This window comes from Brevibacillus sp. NPDC003359 (genome assembly GCF_042878995.1).
Lineage (GTDB): Bacteria > Bacillota > Bacilli > Brevibacillales > Brevibacillaceae > Brevibacillus.
In genome coordinates this window covers 1-25,984 of sequence record NZ_JBIAOR010000014.1, presented here as the reverse complement: position 1 = coordinate 25,984, position 25,984 = coordinate 1, and the positions used below count along the sequence as shown (strand labels likewise).

Sequence of the window (25,984 nt, the reverse complement as noted above, 5' to 3'; positions counted from 1 at the left end):
AATTATTAAAAAACCTTCAGCTTTGACGGGGAGCGGCAAATCCGCCCTCGTCGAAGCTGAAGGTTTTGTGATGGTCATGGTATTCACGCTTAGACAGTAAATCGGTAACCTGCACCCCAGACCGTCTCGATATACTGCGGATTGGACGGATCGACTTCGATTTTTTCCCGCAGCTTGCGAATGTGCACCGTAACTGTGGCGATATCTCCGCTGGAATCCATGCCCCAGATACGTTCGAACAGCTCATTTTTGTTAAAAACCCGATTCGGGTGAGTCGTTAAAAATTCAAGCAGATTGAATTCTCGTGTCGTGAAAATGACTTCCTGATTGCGTACGTAGACTCTCCGCGATACTTTATCGATGACGAGACCGCGAATATGAATCTCTGCGTTCGATGGTTGAGTTTGTCGGGCTGTCAAACGTTCGTATCTTGTCAGATGGGCTTTGGCTCTGGCTACTAATTCGCTTGGACTAAATGGCTTTGTAATATAGTCATCGGCACCGAGATTAAAGGCGCGGATTTTATCGATCTCTTCTTTTTTGGCGGAGACGATCAGGATCGGCACTTCCTTGACTTGTCTGATCTGGTTGCACAATTCGAAGCCGTCCATGCCAGGAAGCTGCAAATCAACGATGATCAAACTGTAGTCGCCATTGAGGGCAAGCGGCAGGCCTTCGCTGCCAGAGTGGCATAAATCGACCTGAAAGCCGTTCAGTTCAAAATAGTCCCGTTCTAGCTGAGCGATGGTCGTCTCATCTTCAATGATGAGGATGCGTGAAGACATGGAAATGTGCACCTCCTATTGTTTGTGGGTACGTTTTAACGTAAAGAACAGGCTGGTACCTACTCCATGCTTGCTCTCCACCCAGATGGTGCCACCGTGACCCTCGATGATCTGGCGCGCGATAGAGAGTCCGAGACCGCTACCGCCTGTGGAAGAATTACGGGATTGCTCCACTCGATAAAAGCGTTCGAACAGGTGAGGAATGGCTTCTTGCGGGATACCGATGCCGTTGTCTTTTATTTCAATGGTGGCCCAATCAGCGTCCCCTTGAACCGAGACACAGATAATTTTCTCAGGTTTATCCATGTATTTTTGCGAGTTGCCGATGATGTTTAAGACGGTGCGCTTGATTTTTTCCAGATCGGCGATGACCAGGATGGCTTCTGCTGTGCGCTGATTCCACTGAATACTGATGCCCTTCTTTTCCAGATCGTAGTGCAGCTCGTCGATGCAATCATCCAAAAACTGCACGATATCCACATGTTCAAACGTAAAGGGCACTTGCTTCAGATCGAGCTTGGAGTAGAGAAACAACTCATCGACGAGCATGTCGAGGTCTACCGCCTTGGAGTAAATGATGTTTACATACTTGTCCATTTTCTCCGGGGTATCAGCCACACCATCGCGGATTCCCTCGATGTAGCCTTTGATATTGGTAATCGGTGTACGCAAATCATGCGAGATGTTGGAGATCAGTTCTTTGCGGCTTTCTTCGTCCGCAAGGCGCAGCCGTACTGATTCCTGCAATCGCTTGCGCATGTTTTCGAACGCTTCGTTCAGTTGTCCGATCTCGTCCTTCGTGTGCAGATAGAGTTCAAAATCCAGATTGCCTTCCTTGATGTTCTCAGCCGAATTGCGCAATAGATCGAGTGGCTTGACGACGCTACGGGTAATCCAGCGGTACAACAAGACGTTTGCGATGACAATGACGCCGAGGAGAAGGAACACGAGAATCGGCAGCAGTTTGCGGATAACTTCACCAAATGGACTGCGCTCGCGGATCACAAAGACACTGCCTTTTGCGCCATCCGAGAACTTGAAGTCAAACTTGGCATACGCATAAAATCTTTCGCCGATGTTGAACGTGTTGCGAATCTGGTTGTTGTTCAAGTCATAGGGCGGCAAGCTGTTTTCCAGCTCGGGTTGATTGATGGTTGGGGAGGCAAAGACTTGATTGCTCTCCCTGCGGACATACAGGCCGGCTCGTACCGTTTTGAGCTTGAAATCGTAATCGGCGAGCAGCTCCGCGTTTTGCAGCTGGTCCGGCTCATTCTTCGCGAGATATTTCAATTCAAGGAAAATATTCTCTTCCTGTTCTGTGAGCGGGTTGAGCTGATAATGCACTTTATAAAAATCGCGAAAGCTGTTGATATCGCCTGTCGCCGCAATCGTAAACAGGCTGGCACCGACGAAAAACGTCAGCAAGCTGATGACTAGCATTCCTGTGTAAGAGAGCAGCAGTTTGATACGGATTGACATGGACTCACCTACTTCCAATGAGGTGAAAATTTATTCGCAAGATGACAAGTCCATTATATACAAGACATCCAGTTGGTAAAGCATATTTGCTTGGAACTCGGTCAAAATCAGTTATACTAGCAAGTAAGAAAACGAGAGATCTGAATGAATGGGAAGGATGGGGGATATTCATGAAAGTAGCAATTGCACAACTTACAGCAACGATGGATAAGACGCAAAATTTGCAAAAAGCAGCTGATTACATCGCAAAAGCAAAGGCAGCAGGGGCAGATTTTGTGATTTTGCCTGAAATGTACAGTGCACCTGCCACGCCAAAGTCGGGAGTAACGCCAGCGGAGGTAGCGGAAAAGCTGGATGGTCCATTTGTTTCCGGTTTGGCGGAGCTTGCGCGTGAGCATGGGGTACACGTGGTTTGCGGCGTGTTTGAATCGATCGAGGGTGACGAAAACCGCGCGTACAATACGACCGTTTTTCTAGGCCGTGAAGGACAGCTACTTCATGCGTACCGCAAAACACATTTGTACGATGCCTTTTCCTACACAGAATCGGATTTCATCGCGCCTGGGGATAATCCGTATCAAGTGGTGGAAACGGAATTCGGCAAAATCGGGCTGATGGTTTGCTACGAGGTGCGCTTCCCGGAGATCGCGAGACAGTTTGCGCTCCAAGGTGCCGATATTTTGTTTGTGCCAGCAGGCTGGGTAGCCGGAGCGATGAAAGAGGATCACTGGGAGACCCTGGTTCGTGCGCGTGCCATTGAGAACACGATGTTTGTATGTGCGGCTGATCAGGTTGGAAATATTTTTGCCGGACGGAGCATGTTCGTCGATCCAATGGGTGTCGTGATCGCCAGCGCAGGGGAAGAAGAAACGTTATTGATCACAGAACTGGATTTAAATCGGATTGAACGAGTACGGGGCAAATTGCCAAGCGTAGCCAACCGCCGAGCGGAACTGTATACCAATTAAATGCCTATGCACACTTTCTCATTTGTTCAATATGATGGTAACAGATAATTAGTCATTATTTTGGCCCTTATGTAAGCGTCACCATCATGAGAGAGGGAGTGTGTACGAATGTTTTGGTTCGTATGGGCTGTCGTCGGTGTGGTCGTTTGGTGGGCAATGAGTAAGATCTGTACAGGAAAAGCGGCAGGATCAGGCTGGTGGGCTTCGCTCATTGCTGCTCTTTTGGGTAGCTGGCTGGGCGATTTGGTACTGGGTGATTGGCTGTGGATGTGGGCCGGCTTCAACGTCATTGCCGGAGTCATTGGTGCGGTCGTCGTTACTTGGCTGTGGTGTTTGGTAAGAAAACAACTGCAATAAGCGAAAAGATTTCGTACGACTAACGAACCAGGAATCGTCCAAAGGGGCGGTTCCTGGTTTTCTTATGCAGGGCTGTAGTGGAGAGAAGAATATTTCCAGTCTAGGCTCCAGGCTCCGTCCTGCTGAGGGTTAAGACTGCCCGCTCCGAAAGGATTCGCGGGGAAACGCAAAAGTGGTAGCCGCTTCGTAGCGCGAGCACGTTGCGTTTCTTTTGCCCGCGAATCCCTTCTCCGCTCGGTTGGACTCCACAAGTCGCTACGTCTGGAAATATTCTTCTCTAGCGTGACCGAATACGTTCTGCATTCTTTTAAGGCTTTTAAAACCCGAATAACTCGGAAAGCTCGTAGAGGAAACAGGAGAAAACAGCGAAGATCTTTGGGACGCCGACCGAGACGCAATGCAAAAAGCGAAACACGCTCTTAAGCGTCCACCTCTGAAATAACTTCGAGGAAGAGACCACTTTGGACGCGGTTGCGCTTTTTGCATGAAGTCGGGCAGTCAATCTCACAGCGGGCGGGACAAGAAGCTGAGCGTTTTCTCCTGTTTCCTCCCCACCACTACAGCTGGATATTATGTACCTCTGTAAAACAGTTTGGAATAATACAAAAACAATTCATACTTGACCAGTAGGGATTGTTGGTAATATAACTATATCTATACCGAATACAATAATGAGAGGTACATAGAACGAAAGGGAGGGGAATATATGTCGACGTTATTGATCATCGTAAATATTCTTGTGTTGCTCTTATTCATTGCTGGATTGTATGCCATGCAAAAGAAGCATATTTCTTTTTCCAAGCGGGTATTTGTTGGTCTCGGACTCGGGATTTTATTTGGACTCATTTTGCAATACGTATACGGAGCCAAATCGGACGTACTCAAATCCACCATCGAATGGTACAACATTGTAGGTAAGGGCTATGTGAAGCTGCTTCAAATGATCGTAATGCCACTGGTATTCATCTCTATTTTATCAGCTTTCACCAAAATGAAATTAACCAATAACATTGGGAAAATCAGTACGCTGATTATCGGACTTTTGGTAGGGACGACTGCTGTCGCGGCAGCAATCGGGATTTCGACTACCTTGGCATTTAATCTCGATGGGGCACAATTCCAGCAGGGGGATGCGGAAGCGGCTAGGATTGAACAGGTGGAGCAGCGCTTGGGTGATATCCAGAACTTGAGCATGCCAGCCAAAATTCTGGAATTGCTTCCGGCGAATCCTTTCCTCGATCTGACTGGAGATCGGGCGACTTCTACGATTGCCGTCGTGATTTTCTCTGCGATTATCGGAGTTGCCTATTTAGGGGTAAAACGCAAAAATCCGGAGCAAGCTGAATTGTTCGCGAAAATTGTGGATGCATTCCATACGATTATTATGCGTGTCGTGACTTTGATCTTGCGCCTGACGCCATATGGTGTACTGGCAATCATGATTAGAGTTGCTGCGACCAGTGATTACAATGCCATCTGGCAGCTGGGCAAGTTCGTTGTCGCTTCGTATGTGGCGATGATCATCATGTTTATCGTCCATCTGTTGCTGTTGACGTTTGCAGGGTTGAATCCAATCACCTATGTGAAAAAAGCATTCCCTGTCCTGACGTTCGCGTTCACTTCGCGTACGAGCGCCGGCGCGTTGCCGCTGAATGTAAAAACGCAACAAAGCATGGGTGTTCCTGAGGGAATTGCCAACTTCGCAGGCTCCTTTGGACTCTCCATCGGACAAAACGGTTGCGCAGGAACGTATCCAGCGATGCTGGCTATCATGGTGGCTCCAGTCGCAGGAATTGATCCATTGACACCATCATTCATCCTGACGCTTATCGCAGTAGTGGCACTCAGCTCCTTTGGGGTAGCAGGCGTAGGGGGCGGGGCGACCTTTGCAGCACTGCTCGTCTTGTCCACGATGAATTTGCCAATTGCAATTGTCGGTCTGCTCATTTCCGTTGAACCGTTGATTGACATGGGCCGCACAGCTTTGAACGTTAGCGGAAGCATGACGTCAGGGCTACTCACCAGCAGAGTGACAAAAGAGCTGGATACCAATGCCTACCACGGAAACGAACAAAAAACGCTAGCTGTATAAATGTAATAAAACAGGCTGTACCGTCTATCTAGACAGGTACAGCCTGTTTTGTTTGGGTTATGTGTTTTAATGAAGCTCGTGAATAAATAATGCTACGAAGAGGAAGAGAAAAACGGAGCGACCGGAGGCCTTGGCGCGCCCTCCCAGTCGGAACGGAAAAAAGCGGTACACGCTTGTCGACCAACTTCTTCATCGAGAAGCTACCGCCCATCGGGTGGCTTTTGGTCGACGTACCGCTTTTTGGAGTGGAGACGGACTTCCCTGCTTCCTCGTTGGCGTGCCACCAACGGAGGAAGCCCGTTTTTCTCTTCCACACCACTATGTTCGCACAAACATAAATAGGATTTTATCTCTTATGGATTAACCGAGGTGTACTTGAAGTACGCGCCTCCAAGCGGGAAGATGATGAAATCCTTCACCTTGTCGTTTTTCACGTAAGGACTTCCCCGGAAGTTGATCGGCGCCAAAGGCATTTCCTCCATGAGGATCGTTTCTGCTTCGAGCAGGATTTTTTTGCGCGCGTCCAAATCAGGCTCGTTGTAGCTCTTGTCGATCAGCTCTTTGAACTTGGCATTTTCCCAATCCGGGTGGTTGTTTCCGCCCGTTTTGTCACGGAACATCTCCAAGAAGTTGATCGGGTCGTTGAAGTCTGCGCCCCATTGGAAGCGAATCATGTCAAAGTTGGCTTGCGATCTCATGTCGCGGTATACCTTTAGCTCTGCTGTGTACAGCTTCACGTTAACGCCGAGTGCTTTTTTCCACTGGTCTTGCAGGGCTTCGGCCAGCTTTTTATTGGTATCGTTCGTGTCAAAGGTGTAGGTGACAGTCGGGAAGGTCGAGAGTCCGAGCTCCTTCATGCCTTCCTCCAGCAATGCTTTGGCTTTCGCCTGGTCTTCTGTAAAGTAGCCGTCTGGTTTGATTCCCATAGAAGTCGGGACCCAACCGTAGGCGGCTGGAACGCCGGTCTGCAAAATGTTATCGATGATTTCCTGACGGTTGATCGCATAAGCGAAGGCCTGACGGATTTTTTTGTTATTGAACGGCGGTTTGTTTGTATTAAAAACAACGGATTGTGTGCCCGGATTATCCGCGACCATCAGCTTGCCTGCATCTTTGAGAGTAGGGATTGCATCTGTAGGAAGTGTTGACGCAGGATAGCCGCCCCAATCGATGTCGCCATTCTCAAACATCGAGAACGCTGTATTGTTGTCCTCGATCATGGCGATTTCAATCCGGTCGAGTTTGACGTTGTTTTTGTCCCAGTAGTTCGGGTTTTTCGTAAAGACGATCTTGCTTTTGTGCTCCCACGTATCCATGATGAATGGACCATTTCCCACGATCGTTTTTGCCTCGTCAGCCCATTTCGGGTTTTCTTCCAGCGTTTTTTGATGTAACGGGAAGAGAGTTGGGAAGAAGGTCAGCTCACGGAAAAACGGAGTCGGTGAATTCAGGTTGAATTCGACGGTATAGTCGTCTACAGCTTTGACGCCGACGTCCTCTGCTTTACCTTTCCCTGTATTGTACTCCTCTCCTCCTTTAATGTAGTAAAGCTGATAGGCGTACTCGGACGCCGTTTTTGGATCGAGGTTGCGTTTGATCGCATAGACGAAATCATGGGCGGTGACAGGATCACCGTTGCTCCACTTGGCGTCCTTGCGAATTTTGAAGGTATAGTTCATGTAATCCGGAGAGTTGGTGAAGCTCTCAGCCGTTGCATTGACGAGCTGTCCGTTCACGTCGTAGCTGGTCAGCCCTTCAAAGGCAGCGTAAATCATGTCAAACGAATCCGCGTCGACGGCGATCCCAGGATCCATCGAAGGAGGTTCGCTGTTGATGCTCCATTTTAACACCATTGGTTCTGTCTTTGGTGTTTTTGCAGGTGTTGTTGAGCCAGTGGGTTCAGCAGGTGCGGAAGAGTTCGAGCACCCCGCTAGTACCCCGAATAGCAAGGTAAGACAGGTTGCAATTGCCAGTCCCTTTTTCATAAATACCCCCTTGAAAATGATAGAAACGTATATTCAGAATATTTGCTTGTGTTTTCGATAGCAAAGGAATTTTTTTAGTTTCTCGATAAAAAATATTTACTTAGGTCATTGATAGATAGAAATAGTGGTATAAAATTAATTGATTTTTCTAAAAAATTTACTCATTTTTAAAAATATGGTATATTTTGTAAATTATTAATTGGTAGGAGAGGTGGGGATCACTATGTTCAAGAAAATGGTTTTTTCAGCATTAAGTGTAGCCGTATTTTCTGCAGTGCTAACGTCTCCGATTCAAGCCACAAACACATCATCCATTGTTGATGAGCTGAAAGAACAATCATTAGCTTCTGCCAAATAGAGTTCAGATGAGGAATGGATTCGAAAATCCGCTGCTGTCCCACCGGGGTGGGTCGTTATTCGTGAAGACCTAGGTTCCAAGCTCATTAAAAATACAGCAGGTGCTCCCTATGGTACGGAATTAAGAGTTAGCAAATATTCTCCCGTTCCACAAGGATGGGTAGTTTTAAGAGATGAATTAGCTGGTCGGGTAATAAAATTTACAACAGGAGCATCTTATCGTACGGAGTTCAATGTGACCAAGTTCTCCCCCATTCCAACTGGATGGGTTATATCGCGAGAGAATTATGATAGCAAAACAATCATGAATGTCGTTGGAGCTCCTTATGGAACCGTATTATTAGTGAGCAAATATTCACCTGTTCCTCCAGGATGGATTTACGAGAGACAAGTGGCTAATGGTAAGTACATTAAAAACTTGAATCGCTATTAGTCGTATTAAATCTTCGAACTCAACTTAATAATGGAAAATTTTTCATAGAGAAAGAACTGATGGATAAGGTGTATATAACCATCAGTTCTTTTTAATTCTATTTCAGTCCCGATTTTAGTTTCTCGACAAAAATATTTACTCGCGTAATGAAAATGCTTTGCCCATTGACAAAAAAATACAGATGGATTACATTTCGAGTTGTTAAGCACTTAACTAAATGAGGGGGGAAGAGCATGGTAGATGATCTCGAAACGTATGTAAACCAGCCCCCTATACGGACAAAAGCATTCTTTTCCTTGGTAGACGCCACCGCAGATTTGGTGGGGCTCTCAGAAAAATATTGGCATGCAAAAGGCATGAACGGTGCAAGAATCCGACTATTGGTAGAGATCGTGAAGCATGGTGACAGTATCCTGCCTTCACGCTTGGCAGAGTGCATTGGAGTGACGAAGGCCAACATTAGTCTTTTGCTTGCACCACTGGAAACAGACGGTCTGATACACCGGGCTCCCCATCCCAAAGACGGCAGAAAATCCGTAATCTCACTGACGGAAGCAGGAAAACAGCTTCTTTTCGTGCACCTTCCCGGGAATCGCCAGGTAATTGCAGAGGGGCTAAAAGGACTGGAGGAGCAGGAGCTGCATCAACTGATATTTTTATTAGAGAAAATAAGGCAAAGTGTGAGATGAACTTTGAGGTGCGGGGGTAAAGGGGGCAAAAGCATGTCCATTCTCATCACAGGAGCAACGGGCAAATTAGGGAGCTTGATTATCGAACAGCTTTTGAAAAGGGTGGAAAGAGAACGCCTCATTGCCTGTGTACGCGGACTGGACAAAGCGACACGGCTAAGAGAGTTGGGAATCGAGGTAAGACAGGCGGATTATGATGACCCTCTGTCTCTGGAACGCTCTTTTGCGGACGGCACGAAGCTTTTGTTTATTTCCAGCCCGCACTCTGATGATACGGTTCGTGTACGACAGCATAGTCATGTCATAGAAGCGGCGAAAAAAGCAAACATCACTCACATGGTGTATACCAGCTTTGCCTTTTTGAAAAAAGCAAATATCTCGCTCACGCATCTCCATTTGGCAACGGAGCACGCCATTCGCACGACAGGGATACCGTATACGTTTCTGCGGAATGGACTTTACAGTGATGTGATTGCGGCATTTGGTATTCAGCAGGCAATCGAAACAGGAGAGCTCATTACATACCCTGGCAAGTGGAGCTTTCATACAGTGACACGTGAGGATCTTTCATTGGCTGCTGCCACTGTCATCAGCACAGAGGGGCACGAAAATCAGACTTACGAGCTTACGGCTTCCCGAGCTTGGAATTTCGCAGAGCTGGCTGAAGTATTGACGGCACAGACAGGGAAATCCATCAGGCATCGGGAGGACCCTGTTGCAGAAAGTTGGCTGTATCGCTTCTTGATGCAAATTGATGCGAGCAGCACGACGACGGATTTGGAGAGAATCATCGGCAAGCCCACTGCTTCACTCGAACAAATGGTTATGCAAATTATGGAGCAAGCGTAGTACAGCATGCTTGGCATCCAGTAGACAAAGAGAACGGCACATGATATGAATGAGGAAAAGGTGTCTATCATGAACAGGTAGGAGAAAACGCCCTTATGTATAGAATCGGTGTTGTAGGACCGCGGCCTTCGGTGGAGCGGATACTGGCGGTCGCCAATGAGTTTGAGCATGAAATCGAATTCGTTCCTTTTCGTTATGAAGACGTACGGGATGTGAGTAAAATCGTTCTGGAGCATCATGCAGATTTAAACGGTTGGTTTTTCTCTGGCCCGATTCCATTTACCATCGCGAAAAACGTACTCAGCCCGGATGCCAATATCGTGTATTGCCCACCGAATGGTTCAAATCTGTACCGCTGCTTCATTCAGATGTCGATTGATCAAAAGACAGCTGTGAACCGTGTATCCATAGATATGATTGATTCGGAAGGAACACATTTGCGCGAGTCGATGTCGGAGCTGGACATACCCAAAGAGGGGATTTATGTCAGTACGTACGACGAGAATTTTGACCTCGATGCGATCACGCAGTTTCATGTTTCACTCTGGCGTGAAGGCAAGACACAAGGAGCGTTCACCACGTTTTCAGTGGTTGAACATGCGCTGCGCGAGGAAGGCATTCCTGTCTATCGTGTCCTGATGACGAAAATGGAGATTCGTCAGGCGATGAAAATCGTCATTGAGAAGGTGAAAAGCTCCTATTTCAAGGACACACAAATCGGGGTAGAGATCATTGAGCTGGAGCAGTTTGACAAGATTCCCGAGCGGGCAAGCACGCGCTTTTACTTGCAGCATCTGGAGCTGAAGATTAGACAAATTCTGCTTGCGCTCTGTGATCGACTGGACGGCTCTCTGCTGGCAAATGGCAACGGACGCTACCAGATTTTCAGTTCGCGCGGTGCGATTCAACGAGAAATTGAAATGCTACGACATACGGTGGAACAGCTCTCCTTGGAGGCAGAGGTTCCGGTTGCAGTAGGTGTGGGCTTTGGGGATACAGCTTTTTCTGCGGAAAACAATGCGCGAAAAGCGATCCAGCACGCAAAAGAACGACCAGGGGCTGGCATTGTCGTCGTACAGGATAATGGCGTCATGATGGAATCAGTGGGAGAAACAGAGGAGCTCACCTATTCGTACCGCTCCAGTGATCGCGAGCTGCTGGAAAAGCTGAACCGTGCGAACGTCAGCGTCAAATCGTATCATAAGCTCCGTGCGTTGGTTCAGCGTATGGGTTGGAAGTCGTTTTCCACAACGGATATCGCTTCGCATTTATCAATGACGGTACGGAATGCACAGCGCATCATGGGCAGTTTGTGCGAAGTCGATTTGGCCGAGTTCAGCGGGGAAGAGCAGCAGGCGGTGCGTGGACGACCGAAGAAGCTTTATCAGCTTAAAAAATGAAGGCACCCGACGTGATTTTCGGGTGTTTTTTTATTATGGGGCTGCGGTGAAGAGAAGAATATTTCCAGTCTAGGCTCCAGGCTCCGTCCTGCTGGGGGTTAAGACTGCCCGCTCCGAAGGGATTTGCGGGGAAACGCAAAAGTGGTAGCCGCTTTGACGTAGGGGCACGTTGCGTTTCTTTTGCCCGCAAATCCCTTCTCCGCTCGGTAGGACTCCACAAGTCGCTACGTCTGGAAATATTCTTCTCTGTCGTAACTGATAAGGTTCTTCAATCTTTTCAGGCATTAAAAAATCGGAAAACAAGGATAGCTAGTAGAGGAAACAGGAGAAAACAGCGAGGATCTTAGGGACACCGACCGAGACGCAATGCAAAAAGCGAAACACGCCTTTAAGCGTCCACCTCTGAAAAACATCTGGAACGGACCACTTTGGACGCGGTTTCGCTTTTTGCATGGAGTCGGGCAGTCATTCCCCCAGCGGGTGGCCCTAGAAGCTGAGCGTTTTCTCCTGTTTCCTCCCCACCACAACAGTGGGACAAAGTTTTTCTGTTTTTCAAGAAGTCTAACAACTTCTATTGAAAAAACAGAGAGGCAACTATATAATTCAATTAAGCGAAAATGTCTTTTAATATTCGTATATTGTAAGGGTTTACATTTGCCAGCTTTCTCATATTTCTAGAGCTTGCCTATCGGACCTGGGCATGGAAAAAGTCATGCTCCAGAGTTAACAGGAGGAATTGAATGATGTTGGATCTGGTTTCGTTGCGAAGAGATTTTCATAGACATCCAGAAGTGGGTTTTACGGAGTTCCGTACCGCTTCCAAGGTAGTAGAGATTTTGACGTCCCTCGGCTATGAAGTCATTTACGGACAAGAAGCAATAGATGGAGATTCCCGTCGGGGCCTGCCTTCCGAGACGGTACTCGAGGCAGCGTATGAAAGAGCGTTGCGCGATGGTGCAAACCCGGCGATCGTTGAAAAAATGCGTGGTGGCTATACAGCAGTGATCGGTGTGAAGAAAGGGAAGGCACCTGGACCAACGGTTGCTTTTCGTTTTGACATGGATGCACTGCCTGTATTGGAAAGTACAGAGCAAGACCATTTTCCACAAGCGAATGGCTTCCGCTCCCATTATGAAGGCAACATGCATGCCTGCGCTCACGACGGTCATACCACGATTGGCTTGGGATTGGCAGAAGCGCTTGCAGCAGGAGATTTTTCCGGTACGCTCAAACTGATCTTCCAACCAGCCGAAGAAGGTGTTCGCGGTGGATACGCGATCGTGGAAAAAGGTCACTTGGACGATGTTGACTATATTTTCTGCAACCATTTGGGTGTCAATGTGCCACTCGGTGAGGTACACGGTGGTGCTTATGGATTTTTGGCGACCACGAAAATGATGGCGCATTTCTACGGTGTTTCTTCTCATGCTGGTGCGTCGCCAGAGCAGGGGAAAAATGCATTACTCGGAGCGGCTACCGCCCTGTTGAACATTCACGCGATTCCGCGCTTCAGCACTGGTGATACGAGAATCAATGTGGGTGTGCTAGAAGGCGGAACAGCAGCGAACATCATTCCGGCCTATGCCAAATTGGTCGTGGAGACTCGTTCTATTACCGAAGAAGTGAATGCTGAATTGGAAAATCGCGTGCGCAACATTATCGCCCACAGTGCCGCTATGCATGAGCTCGACTACAAAATCGAAGTCGTCGGGGGAGCCATTCCGATCAACTACGATGTGGAGATGGCAGAACTGGCATTGGAAGAAGCCAAGCAAGTAGAAGGCTTCCATTCCTTTAAACATGGCGACTACAACTCGATGGGCAGTGAAGATGCCAGCTTTATGATTAAACGCGTTCAGGATCGTGGCGGAAAAGGAACGTACATGGCAATTGGTACGGATATCCCGGCGCCTCACCACCATCCGAAATTCGATATACAAGAAGAGATTTTGCCACGCAGCGTAGCGCTTTTGAACCGAATTGCAAGACGATTGCTGACGTAAAAACGTTCCTAACTGAGCGAAAAAGCACGTGGACAACAAGGGCAGAGAGGATGTTTGCGAATGCATACCAAGCGAATTGCAGAAATGATTGAGAAGAAACGAGATGCCTTCATCAAGGTGAGCGACCGGATTTGGGATTTCGCGGAGACGCGTTTTGAAGAGCACCAATCTGCTGAGTTGCTGGCTCAAACACTCGAAGGAGAAGGCTTCCAGGTAGAACACGGCGTAGGCGGGATCAAAACGGCCTTCATCGGAAGTTTTGGCAGCGGTAATCCTATCGTGGCGATTCTGGGTGAGTTCGACGCTCTGTCGGGCATGAGCCAGAAAAAAGGCCACACCACAGAAGAGTCTCTCGTAGCGGGGGCAAACGGCCATGGCTGCGGACACAACCTGCTCGGTACCGCTTCTCTTGCGGCAGCTGTTGCAGTGAAAGAGTACATGGAAGAGAACAACATGACGGGGACTGTTCGTTACTACGGCTGCCCAGGGGAAGAAGGCGGCTCCGGGAAAGCGTTCATGGCGAGAGCGGGATTGTTTGACGACGTGGACTTCGCACTTTGCTGGCACCCAATGGGCTACAACAGCATCATGTCCATCGATTCCCTCGCAAACTATCAAATCTACTTCAAGTTCAAGGGAAAGAGCGCCCACGCGGCAGCAAGCCCTCATCTCGGTCGAAGTGCATTGGATGCGGTGGAATTGATGAACGTCGGTGTGAACTACTTGCGTGAGCACATCATCCCGGAAGCACGTGTGCATTACGCCATCACGAACTCCGGCGGCTTGTCGCCAAATGTGGTGCAGCCAAAAGCAGAGGTGCTCTATCTCGTACGTGCGCCAAAGGTGGATCAAGTGCAGGAGATTTACGAGCGCGTATGCAAAATTGCGCAAGGCGCTGCGCTCATGACCGAAACCGAGGTAGAGATCGTATTCGACAAAGCGTGCTCGAACCTGGTACAGAACAAGCTGCTCGAAGAGGTCATGTACAAAAACTTCCAGGAGCTGGGCGTCCCTGTGCATGATGAAGCGGAACTGAAATTGGCAAAAGCAATGCGTGCGACACTGTCCAAGCAGGAACTCGCTACCTCGGAAAAACAGTCACCAGACATGCCTGCTCCAGACATGGTTACTTGGCTCAATCCATTCGACGGATCCAAAATTCCACTGAATGGCTCCACCGATGTGGGGGATGTGAGCTGGATTACGCCAACCGCGCAATGCACGACTGCTTGCTATATTAACGGCTCCACGCTGCATTCCTGGCAATGGGTGTCTCTCGGGGCAACATCGATGGCACATAAAGGGATGCTGCATGCGGGGAAAGTCATGGCTTCTACAGCCATTGACATGTTGAAAAACCCAGAGCTGATCGAACAGGCAAAAGCCGAGCTGAAACAGCGACTGGGCGATCAAACGTACGTGTGCCCGATTCCAGAGGGTGTCCTGCCTTCTGTGAAAAAATAAGAGACACGCGGAAATAACACGTGGACGACTTCTGAACGATCAGGGGTCGTCTTTTTTGTTCAAGAGCAAGGGCTTCGCCTCATTGCAATCATACCGTCAGCCACCATACCCCCGCACATTCCGGCAAAGTCACCAGCTTCTCCAGGGCGACTCTGTCCGCAAGTTCATCCCCAAAGAAAAATCTTGCTTGCCGTTCTGCTTCTTCCCAGTCTACAAATCGGTAGTCCAAGCGAATCCATTTGTGAGAGAAGCCGTATTTGTTTTCCAACAAAGAATAGTACTGGGTAAGAAATTCAGGTGGGTGAGGTGTTTCATATCCAGTTCCCATCGTCTCCATGATGACGATCGTTCCACCAGGACGAAGCACGCGTTTCATCTCCAGAATGATTTTTTCAAGATTATGCTCGTTGTTGGGAACTGCAGAACTGGTGAGGTAACAAACCGTCCATCCCGCTACGATGACATCCGCACTATGATCGTCTGCGGGTATTTCGCGATGATCCGCAACGCTGGTTTTCCAATTGGTAAGGCCAGATTGCGTCAGCTGTTGTGCATTCACTTCTAGCATGGCAGCGGAAGCATCGAGAGCCAAAATGGATTTGGCATGAGGGGCGAGCACAGAGGTGAGTCTTCCTGAGCCAGCTCCTAGATCGATTACGTCCAGTCCTTTGATGGGGGTAATTTCTTCGATGACAGCGAGTAGACTCGGTTGTCTGGAAATCATCAGATCGTACTGTTCCGATTGATTTTTATAAATTTGTTCGTGGTTTGGCATCATTCACCCTCCAGTTCCTTGATCGTACTGGAAAATATCGTAAAGCTTCACGCCACGTGAAGGTCAAGAGAAAGAAAAAGGATTCCGCCTCGCAGTCTTATGAGCTACAAGGGGAATCCTTCCTTTTCGTTTAGGAACGGACAGAAATTAAATCCTTCGCCAGCGCTACCATCTGATCATGAAGGGTAGGGTCCAGTTGATTGCTTCCGTTGTGGTACGCGAGATGATACAAGATTCCTTGATCATAAAACTCCATCTCATGGGCGTTTGTGACGATCAGATTTACAGCCTGATTTTTATCATCGTACTTGTAAAAGTTATAAACATAAGAGCTGTTCGTCGTGATGATATGATGATAGAAAGTGATATTGTCCGACAATGGCTCAACGTGCATGACGTTCCCGAACGAATCCAGTCCAGAAGCAGATGGCTTCACGTGGGCCAAAGGGTTTTCATCTGTCTCTGTCATACGCACAATGAAGAAGTTTTCCGTGATATGAACTCCGTTTTCCTGCGAATATGTCAGCTGCAGCTGGTGTCGCATTACTTTTTCGGAGCCTGAGGAGAATGAGACGAGATAGGCCATCTCTTTTTCGACAGGAAAAGGCAGCTTCGTTTTATCCACTGGCTTGATTCTGCTTTGGAAAGACGAAGGCAATAGCGGTGTCATTTCCTGAATACTCATCGGCTGGTAATGGATTACGTTTTCAGGATCTTGGGTCAGTCTGTGAATTTCGCTCTGGGCAAAAACATCTCCGCTAGCTTTGACGAGGCCAGTGGAAGAGGAGCAACCGACAAGCAATAGTAACAGGCTCACTACAAGGGAACACACAACTTTCGGTCGAAAAATTCTCAAGGCTTTCCTCCTTTTATGCCTTCGCCTCCTTCGTTTGATTTGCGAGACGAAGCATCTTATTCCCGACGTTGATTGCTGCTTGAATAATGTAGCCAGTCGTAAACGACAGCACAACCGTTCCATAATAAATCGGGCCATCTAACAGGAAGCTTGCGCTAAGAAACATGCACGCCAGCAAAATTTCTGTCCGTCTGAATGTCCACTTTAATCTTTTCGACATGACGAGTACAAATGCCTCTTGGGGAGCCGTGCACACTTGCGTACACACATACAGCCCGATACCGCTTCCGATGCAAATGTTTCCGAGTGCCATGGTTAGAAGCGGCGGCAATGAACGGATAGCAGCCATGAGCGCATCGATGGACCCAATCAAATCGACGAAAATAGAGATCAGCATCATGACCAAAATGGCACCGACTGTAATGTAACTGCGATCCATGAAGAGGACAATAATGACAAAGGTCAGGTTAATGGCAAACATCCAGAAGCCGATCGATATCCCGAAGTTTTGATACAGGGCAATAAATAGAGAATCATACGGGCTAAGACCAAAGGATGTAATGGTCGTCATCATGTTGATCCCGAGCGCCAAAATCAATAAGCCTACGATAAACAAGAGATATTCAAATTTTAAGCGAATCACAAAACACGACTCCTTTCATTCTACATAAGGAGAGCATAATGTGTGGAACGCTTTTCAGAGCAAGCGGAATGTGTTTTGATGTATGTAATAATTACTGATCCGACTTAGAGGAGTAATCTGAGTGGCTAACATAAGAGAAATCGCGAAATTGGCAGGTGTATCCGTTTCAACCGTTTCCCGTGTGCTTAACAACCATCCGTACGTGAACGAGAAAAAACGCGCGGAGATTCTCAAGATTATTGAAGAACAAAATTATGTTCAAAACAGTAATGCGGTTCACCTCTCTACCGGAAAAACGATGGTAATCGGTGTGACATTGCCTCTCGTCAACAACCAATATTACAGCTCGATTATCGAAGGGATTGCAGCAGAAGCAGCCCGACATCATTACAAGCTGATGGTGTGCCAAACGAATAACAACGCTGAGCAAGAACGCAGCGTTTTACACTTGCTCAAAAATAAAAAAATCGACGGACTAATCATGTGCTCCAGATCCAGCTCTTGCGAAACGCTCAATGACTACGCAGGATATGGGCCGATCCTCACTTGTGAAGCAAATGATACTACCTCTGTTTCGAGTGTTCATATCGACCACTATCAAACGTTTCTGATCGGGATGGAGTATCTGATTAAGAAGGGGCATCGGCGGATCGGGTATTGCATCGGCAGAAAAAACAGCTTTAACAGTCAGCATCGCAAACGTGCCTATTACGAAAAGCTGCATTCGATTGACGTGACCCCCTCGCCTGAGTGGTCATTTGAAGAGTGCTTAACGATCCAAGACGGGAAGAATGTCATGGGGAAACTGCTGCAAACAGAAGAGCGGCCTACAGCAATGATCGTATCGTGCAATCACATAGCGGCAGGGATCATTAAAGAAGCGAGCAGATTGGGGCTTAGCGTACCGGAAGACTTAGCCGTAATCGGTTGCGATGATCAGCCGATCGGAGAACTGCTAGAGATCACCACCGTGTCCAGCTCCAGTACGTTAATGGGAAAATACGCATTTGAGATGCTGCATGAGCGGATTTGGACACAGCAACTGGATGGGAAAAAGGAAGAGAAGGAACTGTCGCCCGTATTGGTAGAGCGACTGACGACGTAAAGCTTGAAAGATAGCACAGTTGATCAAAAAAACGCCAGTGATCTCCCGCATACTAGAGAAAAAATAGGTGAAGGAAGTCAAAGATGGACACGTACAAGCGGATTCAGGACGCGATTGATTATGTGGAAGAGCATCTTCAGGAAGAAATGAACATCACAGATATTGCTTCTCAAGCGCATTTCTCTGCGTTTCATTTTCAGCGGCTGTTTCAGGCAATCTCAGGCTTCAGCGTACAGGAGTACATTCGCAAGCGCAGATTGTCGGAAGCTGCTCTTGCACTAAAACAGACAAGTGACAATGTACTCGAAATAGCTGTGGCCTATCAGTACCAGTCGCAGGAAGCATTAACACGCGCTTTTGAGAAGCAGTTCGGCATCACACCAGGAAGGTATCGTAGGGAAAATCATTCGCTACCCTATCTCGCTAAAATGGACTTCTTGGCCCTTCGCCAAACCCTCAAAGGAGAGATCACGATGAACAAACCAACCATCACGACATTGGATGACATTTGTATCATTGGGCGCAGGTTCCGCACGAGTTTACAGGATGAGCAGCAATTTAAAGACATTCCAGGTTTTTATTATGAATTCGGTCGTAATCAAGACTATTTGCGGATTCCGAATAAAGCGGCAGAAGATATGTCGTACGGAATCGCCTGCGAATTTGAAGAAGACGGGAGCTTTTCTTTTGTGATCGGGGAGGCTGTGCATCGTGCTCCTGATGAATTGCCAGAAGGCTTTATTTCACTCGTCTTGCCTGGCGGAAAATACGCTGAATTCAAAGTGACGGGTGATGCCGACCTTGTGCAAAACACACGTCGCTACATTTACGGAACATGGTTGCCTCAATCGAATTATGAGAGAGGCGAGGGACCGGATTTTGAAGTGACAGACGTGAGGGGTTCGAGCTTTCCTGAGGCGATGAAAATATCTATCTACATTCCGCTTCTATAGACGTTTGTTCAGCCGGACGCAATGAATTTTACAGTACTTTCACACGACATCCATTCCAGCTTTATACCCGTTTGCTACAGTGTAAATGTAAGAGCGATTGTACAGGAGGCGGGTAGGGTGGAATTGCAGATTGAGCGTGTCGTAAGAGATGATTTTGCGGAAATGATCACGTTGGCGGATATGACATTACCCGATCGAATGAACTTGCATGAGCTGAAAAAGTATATGGAGCTGTTTCCTGAGCTGATTTTCAAGGCGACCTATAACGGCCAGCTCATCGGTTTTAGTTGTGCAGGAATTGATATGTATCAGACGACGGGCTGGCTTTTGTTCAGCAATGTGAGCAAGGAGTTTCAAGGTCAAGGCATCGGCAAGCGGCTAATCGAAGCCAGACTGCAAGCCCTGCGCCAATTTCCGACGCTTCGTACCGTGCAGGTCACGGTGAGTGAAACAAACGCATCCTCCATTCGCGCCTTGTCTGCCTATGGCTTCCGTCTGGCTCACGCGGAGCAGGATTACTACGGGCCGGGCAAGCATCGAAATTTGATGGAGCTGCCTATTTTGCCTATGATTCAACCAGAAAAAATACAATCGTCCATCGTAACTACCTAGGTGGAATAACGTACAAAAGCGGAGGAGCTAGAACCTGCCGCTTTTTTTCATAGGCTGATACCGATGCTGTAGTGGAGGGAAGAAGTGCATTTCCAGTCTACGCTTCGGCTTACGCCCCACAAGGGGGATTGACTGGTCGCTCCGAAATTCCTCGCTATTCATTTCTACGCTGGGAAGGGCTCCAGAGGCGCTTGGACTGGAAATGCACTTCTTCCTACGTGGCTTTGGTCAACACCTTGCGAGTAATTCAAGAAGTTGTAGCAAGTAAGCTGCTTTGCACTGACTTACAAGACGATTTTAAAAAATGAATAAAAAATTGCTGTAAAGAAGTCCTGCCACATGTTTGGAAGGAGACCGCCCGAACGAAGAGAGGATATAGGCGACTGGAAAACATGTGACAGGGCTTCGGGCTCCACATCTGTTGGAAGACAACCATAATTATCCCTTATCTTTAATAAGCAAAGCAGCCAACACCTGCTGCCCAAACGCAGTAATCTGCGTCCCTTGCTTCTTAACCCCAATCGAGACGCATCCAGCGCGGTCCAGCACCGTCAGCTTGTGCCTGATTTGAGCCTCGGTCAATGTAGGACTCTCCATCCTCGCAAGCAGGGCACTGCGTCCAATACGCTCCTGACGCTTGTAGCAATCAGACAGTACTTGCAGGCTCGCTGCGTAATCTCCCAAGGAGCCCTGCCTAGACAAATACCGGATTGTATCTTCCAACATATCATCCTGGTGAGAGAGAAGTGGAGGAGTAGAGATGTGCCCCGCAAAAAAGCGCTCTGGCAAATGAGCCAATTCCACCTGATTCCCCTCTGCGATGACGACTGCATAGTGAATGAAATTTTCCAACTCGCGAATATTGCCTGGCCAATCGTAACGGAGTAGCTGTTCCGTCACTTCTCGTGAGAAGGACAAACGCTGCTTTTTTTTCTGCAAAAAATAATCAATCAGCACCAAAATATCATCTGGACGATCACGCAGTGGCTGGATGTGCAGCGGCAGGACGTTCAGTCTGTAGTACAAATCCTCGCGAAACGTCCCTTTTTTGACCATTTCCATCAGGTTGCAATTCGTAGCGGCGATGACGCGGACATTGACCGGAATGACGCGATAGCCCCCTACGCGCATGACCTGTTTTTCCTGGAGAACGCGAAGCAGTGACGCTTGGATGCTAAGTGGGGCATCCCCAATCTCGTCCAGAAAAATGGTCCCGTTGTGAGCCAGCTCGAATAGCCCCATCTTTCCACCTTTTCGTGCTCCTGTAAAAGAACCTTCCTCGTACCCGAACAATTCGCTCTCTACCAAGCTCTCGGTCAGCCCTGCAAAATTGACGGGGACGAACAGACCGTCACGGCGCGTCGAGTGTTGATGGATGGCTTGGGCAAAAACTTCCTTCCCAGTTCCGTTTTCCCCTGTGATGAGAATTGTAAAGTCGCTTTCGGCTAGCTTGGTCGCCACTCGCTTGTTGGCCTGAATGGACGGGCTTTTGCCGATGATATTGTCAAACGAATACTTGGTCATCAGTCCGAGATTGGCACTCTTCGTCCGTATTTCCTGTTCGATCTGCTGTACCTTCGTCACGTCTTGAAAGGTAATGACCGCGCCGAGAAATTGGTCATCCAAGAACGCGGGAATCTTGGTAACCAAGAGGTACAAATCGCGGAATTCCAATACTTGCTTCGTTACTTCGGTGTGTGACTCTACTACTTCCAGAATAAGAAATTCGGGAATGACCTCTGCTACATTTCGCCCAATGCAAGTTGTTTCAGTCATATGTAAAATTTTCTCGGCTTCTTTGTTCAGCGCAGTGATCTTCCCTGTGGCATCTGTCCCAATGATGCCTTCATGGACGGCATTTAAAATGGAGCTCAATTTTTCATTCAGCTTCCGTTCATTGTGTACCGAGTTGGTCAGCTTGCGCCCGATATGGACGAAATCACTGATGAAATCAGCCGTGTACAGGTTTGCCTTATCTGGAGACAGATCAAGCAGGCGCGAAATATCAAAGATCGTAGTCAAATCCAGAGGGCGGTGCCCCAGCTCAATGATGTTTTCAAAATGAGCAGGAATCAACTCCCTGAGTCCATGACAGACAGCGACATCTATTTGATCTTTTTCAGGAAGCGGGGTTTCGGTATCGGGAACGTACGGCACAAATGTAAGATGAGAGAATCCGAGATGAAACAATAGCTCAATCGCGCCTTCTACCATTTCGATGGAGTTGGAAACAAATAGACAGCGCGTTTCTGGCGGCAAGTCCATGAGCTGATCCAATTTGTTAATGTCAATCGTGCGCCTTGCCAGCAGCACGGGGATGTCTGACGGTGGAGCGGGCTGATCGTGCAAGAGACTGGTATCAGAAACGAGGATGAGATCAACTTTATCGTACACACTCGGGTGAAGCCGTTCTTGCATGTGGTTTCGAATGATGTCCAAGCGGTTGCCGAAAAAAGATGTAAGCGTGTTTGCGAACAGCAAGCTGATCGTCTCCAGCCGGGTCATCAACAGGATGCATGGTTTCTGGTTCTTCATGATGCGACTCCTTTATCTCTGTCTGTTAGGCTTTGCATTAGGTGAATATATTGGATGGATGATCCGTTAAAAACAACCTATATTATAACCTAAAAAACTGAAATTGTTCAGAAATGCTTAACTTTTATAATAATACAGTTTTGGCACAATTCTTGCTATACATCTGGTAGAGCAAAACGAGATACTAGAGATAGACACCAGGGAGGATGATGAATCGGATGAATCCGTTCTTATACATGGACGAGCATCACGACGAAATAGTGCGAACATACAAAGAGTTGCATCAATTAGCGGAACCGAGCTGGTACGAGGAGAAAACTGCGAGGTATTTGCGGGAACGCTTGGAGGCGGCTGGTATTGCCGTCACACACTTCGAGGGGCACCACGGCTTTTATGCAGAGATTCCTGGAGAGAGCGCTGAAATCGTAGCGTTGCGTGCGGATATGGATGCACTCGTGCAGGAAGTGGACGGCGTGGTGAGACCGAATCATTCATGCGGGCACGATGCTCACTCGACACTGGCTCTCTACAGCGCCTTGGCTATTCAAGCAAGCGGAGTTGTGCCGCCGAAAACGATGCGCTTTCTTTTTCAGCCTGCTGAGGAGAAGATGGGCGGAGCCTTGCAGATGATGAAGGATGGCGCACTGGAAGGCGTGACAAAGCTGATCGGCGTTCATCTGCGCCCGGAAATGGAAGTGCCGTATGGTAGCGCAGCTCCGGCGATTTTGCATGGATCGTCTAGCTCCATCAGAGGGACGATTACAGGGCTGCAAGCACACGGAGCCCGTCCGGCGCTCGGTAAAAACGTCATCGAAGCCGCTTCGTTTTTGGTTATTGCGTTGCAAAATATTCGCTTGGAAGACGGATGCTCTTTTTCCGTGAAGATGACCCAATTGCAAGCAGGGGGAGAAACGGTGAACGTCATCCCTGATCGAGCGACCTTTAGCCTCGATGTACGTGCCCAGTCCAATGAAGGCATGGCAGAATTGCGGAGAAAAACCGAGCATGCCATGAGTCAGGCAGGTGCTTTGATGGGCATGGATGTGGAGTGGGAATGGTCAGGAGTCACACCGGCTGCGGTTGCCAATACGAACATGATCCAAGTAGCGAAAAAGGCAATTGGGCAAGTGTTGGGTGAGGACAAAATTGCCGATATATGTGTGACGCCAGGCGGAGAGGACTTCCACTTTTACGCGATTCATCGCCCTGAGCTAGCCACCACGATGATTGGACTGGGATGTGGTCTCACACCTGTTCTGCATCATCCACAGATGACTTTTCAGACGGATGCCTTGATCTATGGGGCGAAAATTATGACAGCTGCGATTTATGAAGCTGCCCAACATTCTTAGAGAAGCGCTACACACGCAGGGGGTTACCTTATGACAGAGAGCAAGCAACTAAAAAAGAAAAGCTTATTTCGGCTAGACGCCTACGTCCTTTTGTTTTGCATCTTACTTCTATGTGCGTTGGCTACCTATGTGGTCCCGACAGGAGAATTTGACCGTGTAAAAAACGGCAATGTGACGACGGTTGTCCCGGGCAGCTATCATGCGGTGGAGCCGAATCCTACGGGCTTTATCGAGTTTTTTACCGCGATCCAGACAGGGATGGTCAAAGGCGCTCCGATCATCTTCCTCGTTTTGTTCACAGGCGGTGCTTTAGCTGTTTTGGATAAGACAGGTGCACTTAACGCAGCGATTCTAACTATGGTCCGAAAATTAGGAAATCGAGAGTGGCTGCTGGTTATTTTGATCACTTCCGTCTTTTCCGTATTGGGTACGTTGGGTGTCATCGTCAACTCCGTCATTGCTTTCGTTCCGCTTGGCATCATGATTGCGAGAGCGATGAAAATGGATGCGATCCTCGGAGTGGCTCTGATTTATCTGGGTGTGTATGCCGGATTCAATACGACAATTGCATTTCCAGGAACGCTGGGCTTGTCCCAACAAATTGCGGAGCTGCCGCTGTTTTCAGGTATCGGTTACCGCACCATCATCTACGTTACGTTTGTGATCGTAACCATTCTGTACATCGGGCGTTATGCGCGGAAGGTTCGTCAAAACAAGAGTATCTTGGGGGACGAGCTCTTTCCTTCTGATAGTGGTTCAAACACAGTGGAAGTAGACACGAGAAATGTTGATTTTACAACCCGTCACAAATTGATCTTGGCGTTTACGGGGATCGTTCTGATTGGTTTTATCGTCTGTACGATCTTGTTCAAATGGGACGTAAACGAGATGTCCGGAATCTTTATTTTTATTGCGATCGGAGTAGGCTTGCTCAACAAGATGAGTGGCAACGATATTGCCAAAACGTTCTTAAAAGGCTGTCAGGGACTAATTTATGGGGCTTTGATTGTTGGTATGGCACGTGCGATCACGGTCATTTTGGAAGACGGGAAGTTCCTCGATACCATCGTGTACGGGCTTGCTACCATTCTGGAGCCGCTCTCACCGATGGCAGGGGCGATTGGGATGTTCCTCGGAAGCGCCGGGCTGCACTTCTTGATTTCGTCCGGTTCAGGTGAAGCCGTTATGCTGATGCCGTTGTTGGCTCCATTGGCTGACCTGATGGGCATTACGCGCCAAGTGGCAGTAGAGGCTCTGATGCTCGGCGAAGGTGTGGTCAACTGCATTAACCCGACCTCGGGTGTTCTGATGAGTATTTTGGCGATGAGTGGCATTTCCTACGGTAAGTGGCTGAAGTTCATGCTTCCGCTCACAGCAGTATGGACAGCTCTCTCTATCGTGTTTATCGTGATCGGGGTCTTGATTAACTGGGGCCCGTATTAATCCGCCACTCGATGACAAGGAAGGCTTCGCCAACATGACTTGGCGGAGCTTTTTTTCATGAAAATCCTTCTTGCGCATAAACTGTGCAACGACACATCATTTTCGAAGGCAGAAAGTGGGGAAGCTCACCATGAGTACGGAAAATCAATCCGCTTTTGATTATCGGAAATACTGGGAGGATAATTACGCTTCGGGTGGGAATTCTGGACTTGGTTCCTATGGCGTGCTGGCTCTTTTTAAAGCAGAAGTGATCAATGCATACATCAAGGAGCAGCAAGTGAAAAGCGTCATTGAATTTGGCTGCGGAGATGGCAATCAACTTCTCTTTATGAAATATGCAGATTACTTGGGGTTGGACATTTCGCTGACTTCCGTACAGATGTGTGCCAGAATGTTTGGGAAGGACCCGTCGAAAAGCTTTCTTTTATACCATCCGAAATCCTTTTACAATCAAGGATACTTGAAAAGTGATCTAGTTGTTTGCTTGGATGTGCTGTATCACATTACCGAAGATGGCGACTTCGAAAAAACATTAGATGATATCTTCTCTTGCGCAAAAAAACATGTCATTCTCTACACGAAGGTAACGAATGGAACAGAGCCTCAAATCGTCGATATGATCAAAGACCGAGACATCTTGCACTACTTGAAAAAGTACAACGATTTCTCCATTACACAAAAGATTGGGCAGAAATATCCGGATATGTCCTCTGCAAGTTTTTTGATTCTCGAAAAAAATCCCCCAACGGCTACATGATCTGTGACCCGTATGGTGGACACTTTTAAAAAGTGACCCCTTGCGGGTCATTTGTGTTTTAATCAAAGTAATCAAGAATACACAGAGGGATG

General features: G+C 48.0%; 22 protein-coding genes. 15 read left to right on the top strand and 7 right to left on the bottom strand.

Annotated features, from left to right (window positions below):
* Positions 1-89: 89 nt before the first annotated feature.
* Positions 90-785 (bottom strand): response regulator transcription factor, encoded by a 696-nt coding sequence (locus tag ACFYU8_RS24760; RefSeq protein ID WP_390304805.1) that lies wholly within the window; start codon positions 783-785, stop codon positions 90-92.
* Between the two features lie 15 nt (positions 786-800).
* On the bottom strand, positions 801-2,264 hold the full coding sequence (locus ACFYU8_RS24755) for a sensor histidine kinase (protein WP_390304803.1): 1,464 nt from the start codon (positions 2,262-2,264) through the stop codon (positions 801-803).
* A 170-nt stretch (positions 2,265-2,434) separates the two neighbouring features.
* Here ACFYU8_RS24755 and ACFYU8_RS24750 point away from each other — a divergent pair, with 170 nt between their 5' ends.
* The 3 genes from ACFYU8_RS24750 to ACFYU8_RS24740 all read left to right on the top strand — a co-directional run bounded on the left by ACFYU8_RS24750 (position 2,435) and on the right by ACFYU8_RS24740 (position 5,681).
* On the top strand, positions 2,435-3,232 hold the full coding sequence (locus ACFYU8_RS24750) for a carbon-nitrogen hydrolase family protein (RefSeq protein ID WP_390304801.1): 798 nt from the start codon (positions 2,435-2,437) through the stop codon (positions 3,230-3,232).
* A 108-nt stretch (positions 3,233-3,340) separates the two neighbouring features.
* Positions 3,341-3,589 carry a hypothetical protein gene (locus ACFYU8_RS24745; RefSeq protein ID WP_390304799.1) on the top strand — a complete coding sequence of 83 codons (249 nt, stop codon included), beginning with the start codon at positions 3,341-3,343 and terminating at the stop codon, positions 3,587-3,589.
* Positions 3,590-4,295: 706 nt separating this feature from the next.
* Positions 4,296-5,681, top strand: coding sequence for an L-cystine transporter (locus ACFYU8_RS24740; RefSeq protein ID WP_390304797.1), 1,386 nt, complete (start codon positions 4,296-4,298; stop codon positions 5,679-5,681).
* A 353-nt stretch (positions 5,682-6,034) separates the two neighbouring features.
* Here ACFYU8_RS24740 and ACFYU8_RS24735 read toward each other — a convergent pair whose 3' ends face one another.
* A complete protein-coding gene (locus ACFYU8_RS24735) occupies positions 6,035-7,666 on the bottom strand; it encodes a peptide ABC transporter substrate-binding protein (RefSeq protein ID WP_390304794.1) in 1,632 nt (543 codons plus the stop codon).
* Positions 7,667-7,889: 223 nt separating this feature from the next.
* Between ACFYU8_RS24735 and ACFYU8_RS24730 the strand changes: the two genes are divergently transcribed.
* The 6 genes from ACFYU8_RS24730 to ACFYU8_RS24705 all read left to right on the top strand — a co-directional run bounded on the left by ACFYU8_RS24730 (position 7,890) and on the right by ACFYU8_RS24705 (position 14,861).
* Positions 7,890-8,024: a hypothetical protein gene (locus ACFYU8_RS24730; protein WP_390304792.1), complete on the top strand. Its 135-nt coding sequence runs from the start codon at positions 7,890-7,892 to the stop codon at positions 8,022-8,024.
* Positions 8,025-8,689: 665 nt separating this feature from the next.
* Complete coding sequence (locus ACFYU8_RS24725; protein ID WP_390304790.1) at positions 8,690-9,145, top strand: MarR family winged helix-turn-helix transcriptional regulator; 456 nt, start codon at positions 8,690-8,692, stop codon at positions 9,143-9,145.
* Positions 9,146-9,178: 33 nt separating this feature from the next.
* Entirely contained in the window at positions 9,179-9,994 is an 816-nt protein-coding gene (locus ACFYU8_RS24720) for an SDR family oxidoreductase (RefSeq protein ID WP_390304788.1), read from the top strand.
* Positions 9,995-10,089: 95 nt separating this feature from the next.
* A complete protein-coding gene (locus ACFYU8_RS24715; protein WP_390304786.1) occupies positions 10,090-11,394 on the top strand; it encodes a hypothetical protein in 1,305 nt (434 codons plus the stop codon).
* Positions 11,395-12,137: 743 nt separating this feature from the next.
* Positions 12,138-13,397: an amidohydrolase gene (locus tag ACFYU8_RS24710; protein ID WP_390305028.1), complete on the top strand. Its 1,260-nt coding sequence runs from the start codon at positions 12,138-12,140 to the stop codon at positions 13,395-13,397.
* A gap of 60 nt (positions 13,398-13,457) precedes the next feature.
* Positions 13,458-14,861, top strand: coding sequence for a M20 family metallopeptidase (locus tag ACFYU8_RS24705; RefSeq protein ID WP_390304784.1), 1,404 nt, complete (start codon positions 13,458-13,460; stop codon positions 14,859-14,861).
* Between the two features lie 88 nt (positions 14,862-14,949).
* On the opposite strand, the gene ACFYU8_RS24700 is transcribed toward ACFYU8_RS24705, so the two are convergent.
* The 3 genes from ACFYU8_RS24700 to ACFYU8_RS24690 all read right to left on the bottom strand — a co-directional run bounded on the left by ACFYU8_RS24700 (position 14,950) and on the right by ACFYU8_RS24690 (position 17,135).
* Positions 14,950-15,636 (bottom strand): class I SAM-dependent methyltransferase, encoded by a 687-nt coding sequence (locus ACFYU8_RS24700; RefSeq protein ID WP_390305025.1) that lies wholly within the window; start codon positions 15,634-15,636, stop codon positions 14,950-14,952.
* A 130-nt stretch (positions 15,637-15,766) separates the two neighbouring features.
* The gene (locus ACFYU8_RS24695; RefSeq protein WP_390304782.1) at positions 15,767-16,492 is read right to left on the bottom strand and encodes a hypothetical protein; all 726 of its coding nucleotides are present in this window, start codon (positions 16,490-16,492) and stop codon (positions 15,767-15,769) included.
* Between the two features lie 13 nt (positions 16,493-16,505).
* On the bottom strand, positions 16,506-17,135 hold the full coding sequence (locus tag ACFYU8_RS24690; protein WP_390304780.1) for a YczE/YyaS/YitT family protein: 630 nt from the start codon (positions 17,133-17,135) through the stop codon (positions 16,506-16,508).
* Between the two features lie 121 nt (positions 17,136-17,256).
* Here ACFYU8_RS24690 and ACFYU8_RS24685 point away from each other — a divergent pair, with 121 nt between their 5' ends.
* From ACFYU8_RS24685 to ACFYU8_RS24675, 3 genes are all read left to right on the top strand, one after another.
* Positions 17,257-18,240: a LacI family DNA-binding transcriptional regulator gene (locus ACFYU8_RS24685; protein ID WP_390304777.1), complete on the top strand. Its 984-nt coding sequence runs from the start codon at positions 17,257-17,259 to the stop codon at positions 18,238-18,240.
* A gap of 83 nt (positions 18,241-18,323) precedes the next feature.
* A complete protein-coding gene (locus ACFYU8_RS24680; protein WP_390304775.1) occupies positions 18,324-19,193 on the top strand; it encodes an AraC family transcriptional regulator in 870 nt (289 codons plus the stop codon).
* Positions 19,194-19,310: 117 nt separating this feature from the next.
* Positions 19,311-19,805 (top strand): GNAT family N-acetyltransferase, encoded by a 495-nt coding sequence (locus ACFYU8_RS24675; protein WP_390304773.1) that lies wholly within the window; start codon positions 19,311-19,313, stop codon positions 19,803-19,805.
* Positions 19,806-20,243: 438 nt separating this feature from the next.
* Here the strand turns inward: ACFYU8_RS24675 and ACFYU8_RS24670 are convergent, their stop codons facing one another.
* Positions 20,244-22,340 (bottom strand): sigma-54 interaction domain-containing protein, encoded by a 2,097-nt coding sequence (locus ACFYU8_RS24670; protein ID WP_390304771.1) that lies wholly within the window; start codon positions 22,338-22,340, stop codon positions 20,244-20,246.
* Positions 22,341-22,558: 218 nt separating this feature from the next.
* On the opposite strand from ACFYU8_RS24670, the gene ACFYU8_RS24665 reads away from it, so the two are divergent.
* From ACFYU8_RS24665 to ACFYU8_RS24655, 3 genes are all read left to right on the top strand, one after another.
* Positions 22,559-23,692, top strand: coding sequence for a M20 peptidase aminoacylase family protein (locus tag ACFYU8_RS24665; protein WP_390304769.1), 1,134 nt, complete (start codon positions 22,559-22,561; stop codon positions 23,690-23,692).
* Between the two features lie 30 nt (positions 23,693-23,722).
* Complete coding sequence (locus ACFYU8_RS24660; protein ID WP_390304767.1) at positions 23,723-25,135, top strand: YfcC family protein; 1,413 nt, start codon at positions 23,723-23,725, stop codon at positions 25,133-25,135.
* Positions 25,136-25,265: 130 nt separating this feature from the next.
* Positions 25,266-25,892 carry a class I SAM-dependent methyltransferase gene (locus tag ACFYU8_RS24655; RefSeq protein WP_390304765.1) on the top strand — a complete coding sequence of 209 codons (627 nt, stop codon included), beginning with the start codon at positions 25,266-25,268 and terminating at the stop codon, positions 25,890-25,892.
* Positions 25,893-25,984: the final 92 nt, after the last annotated feature.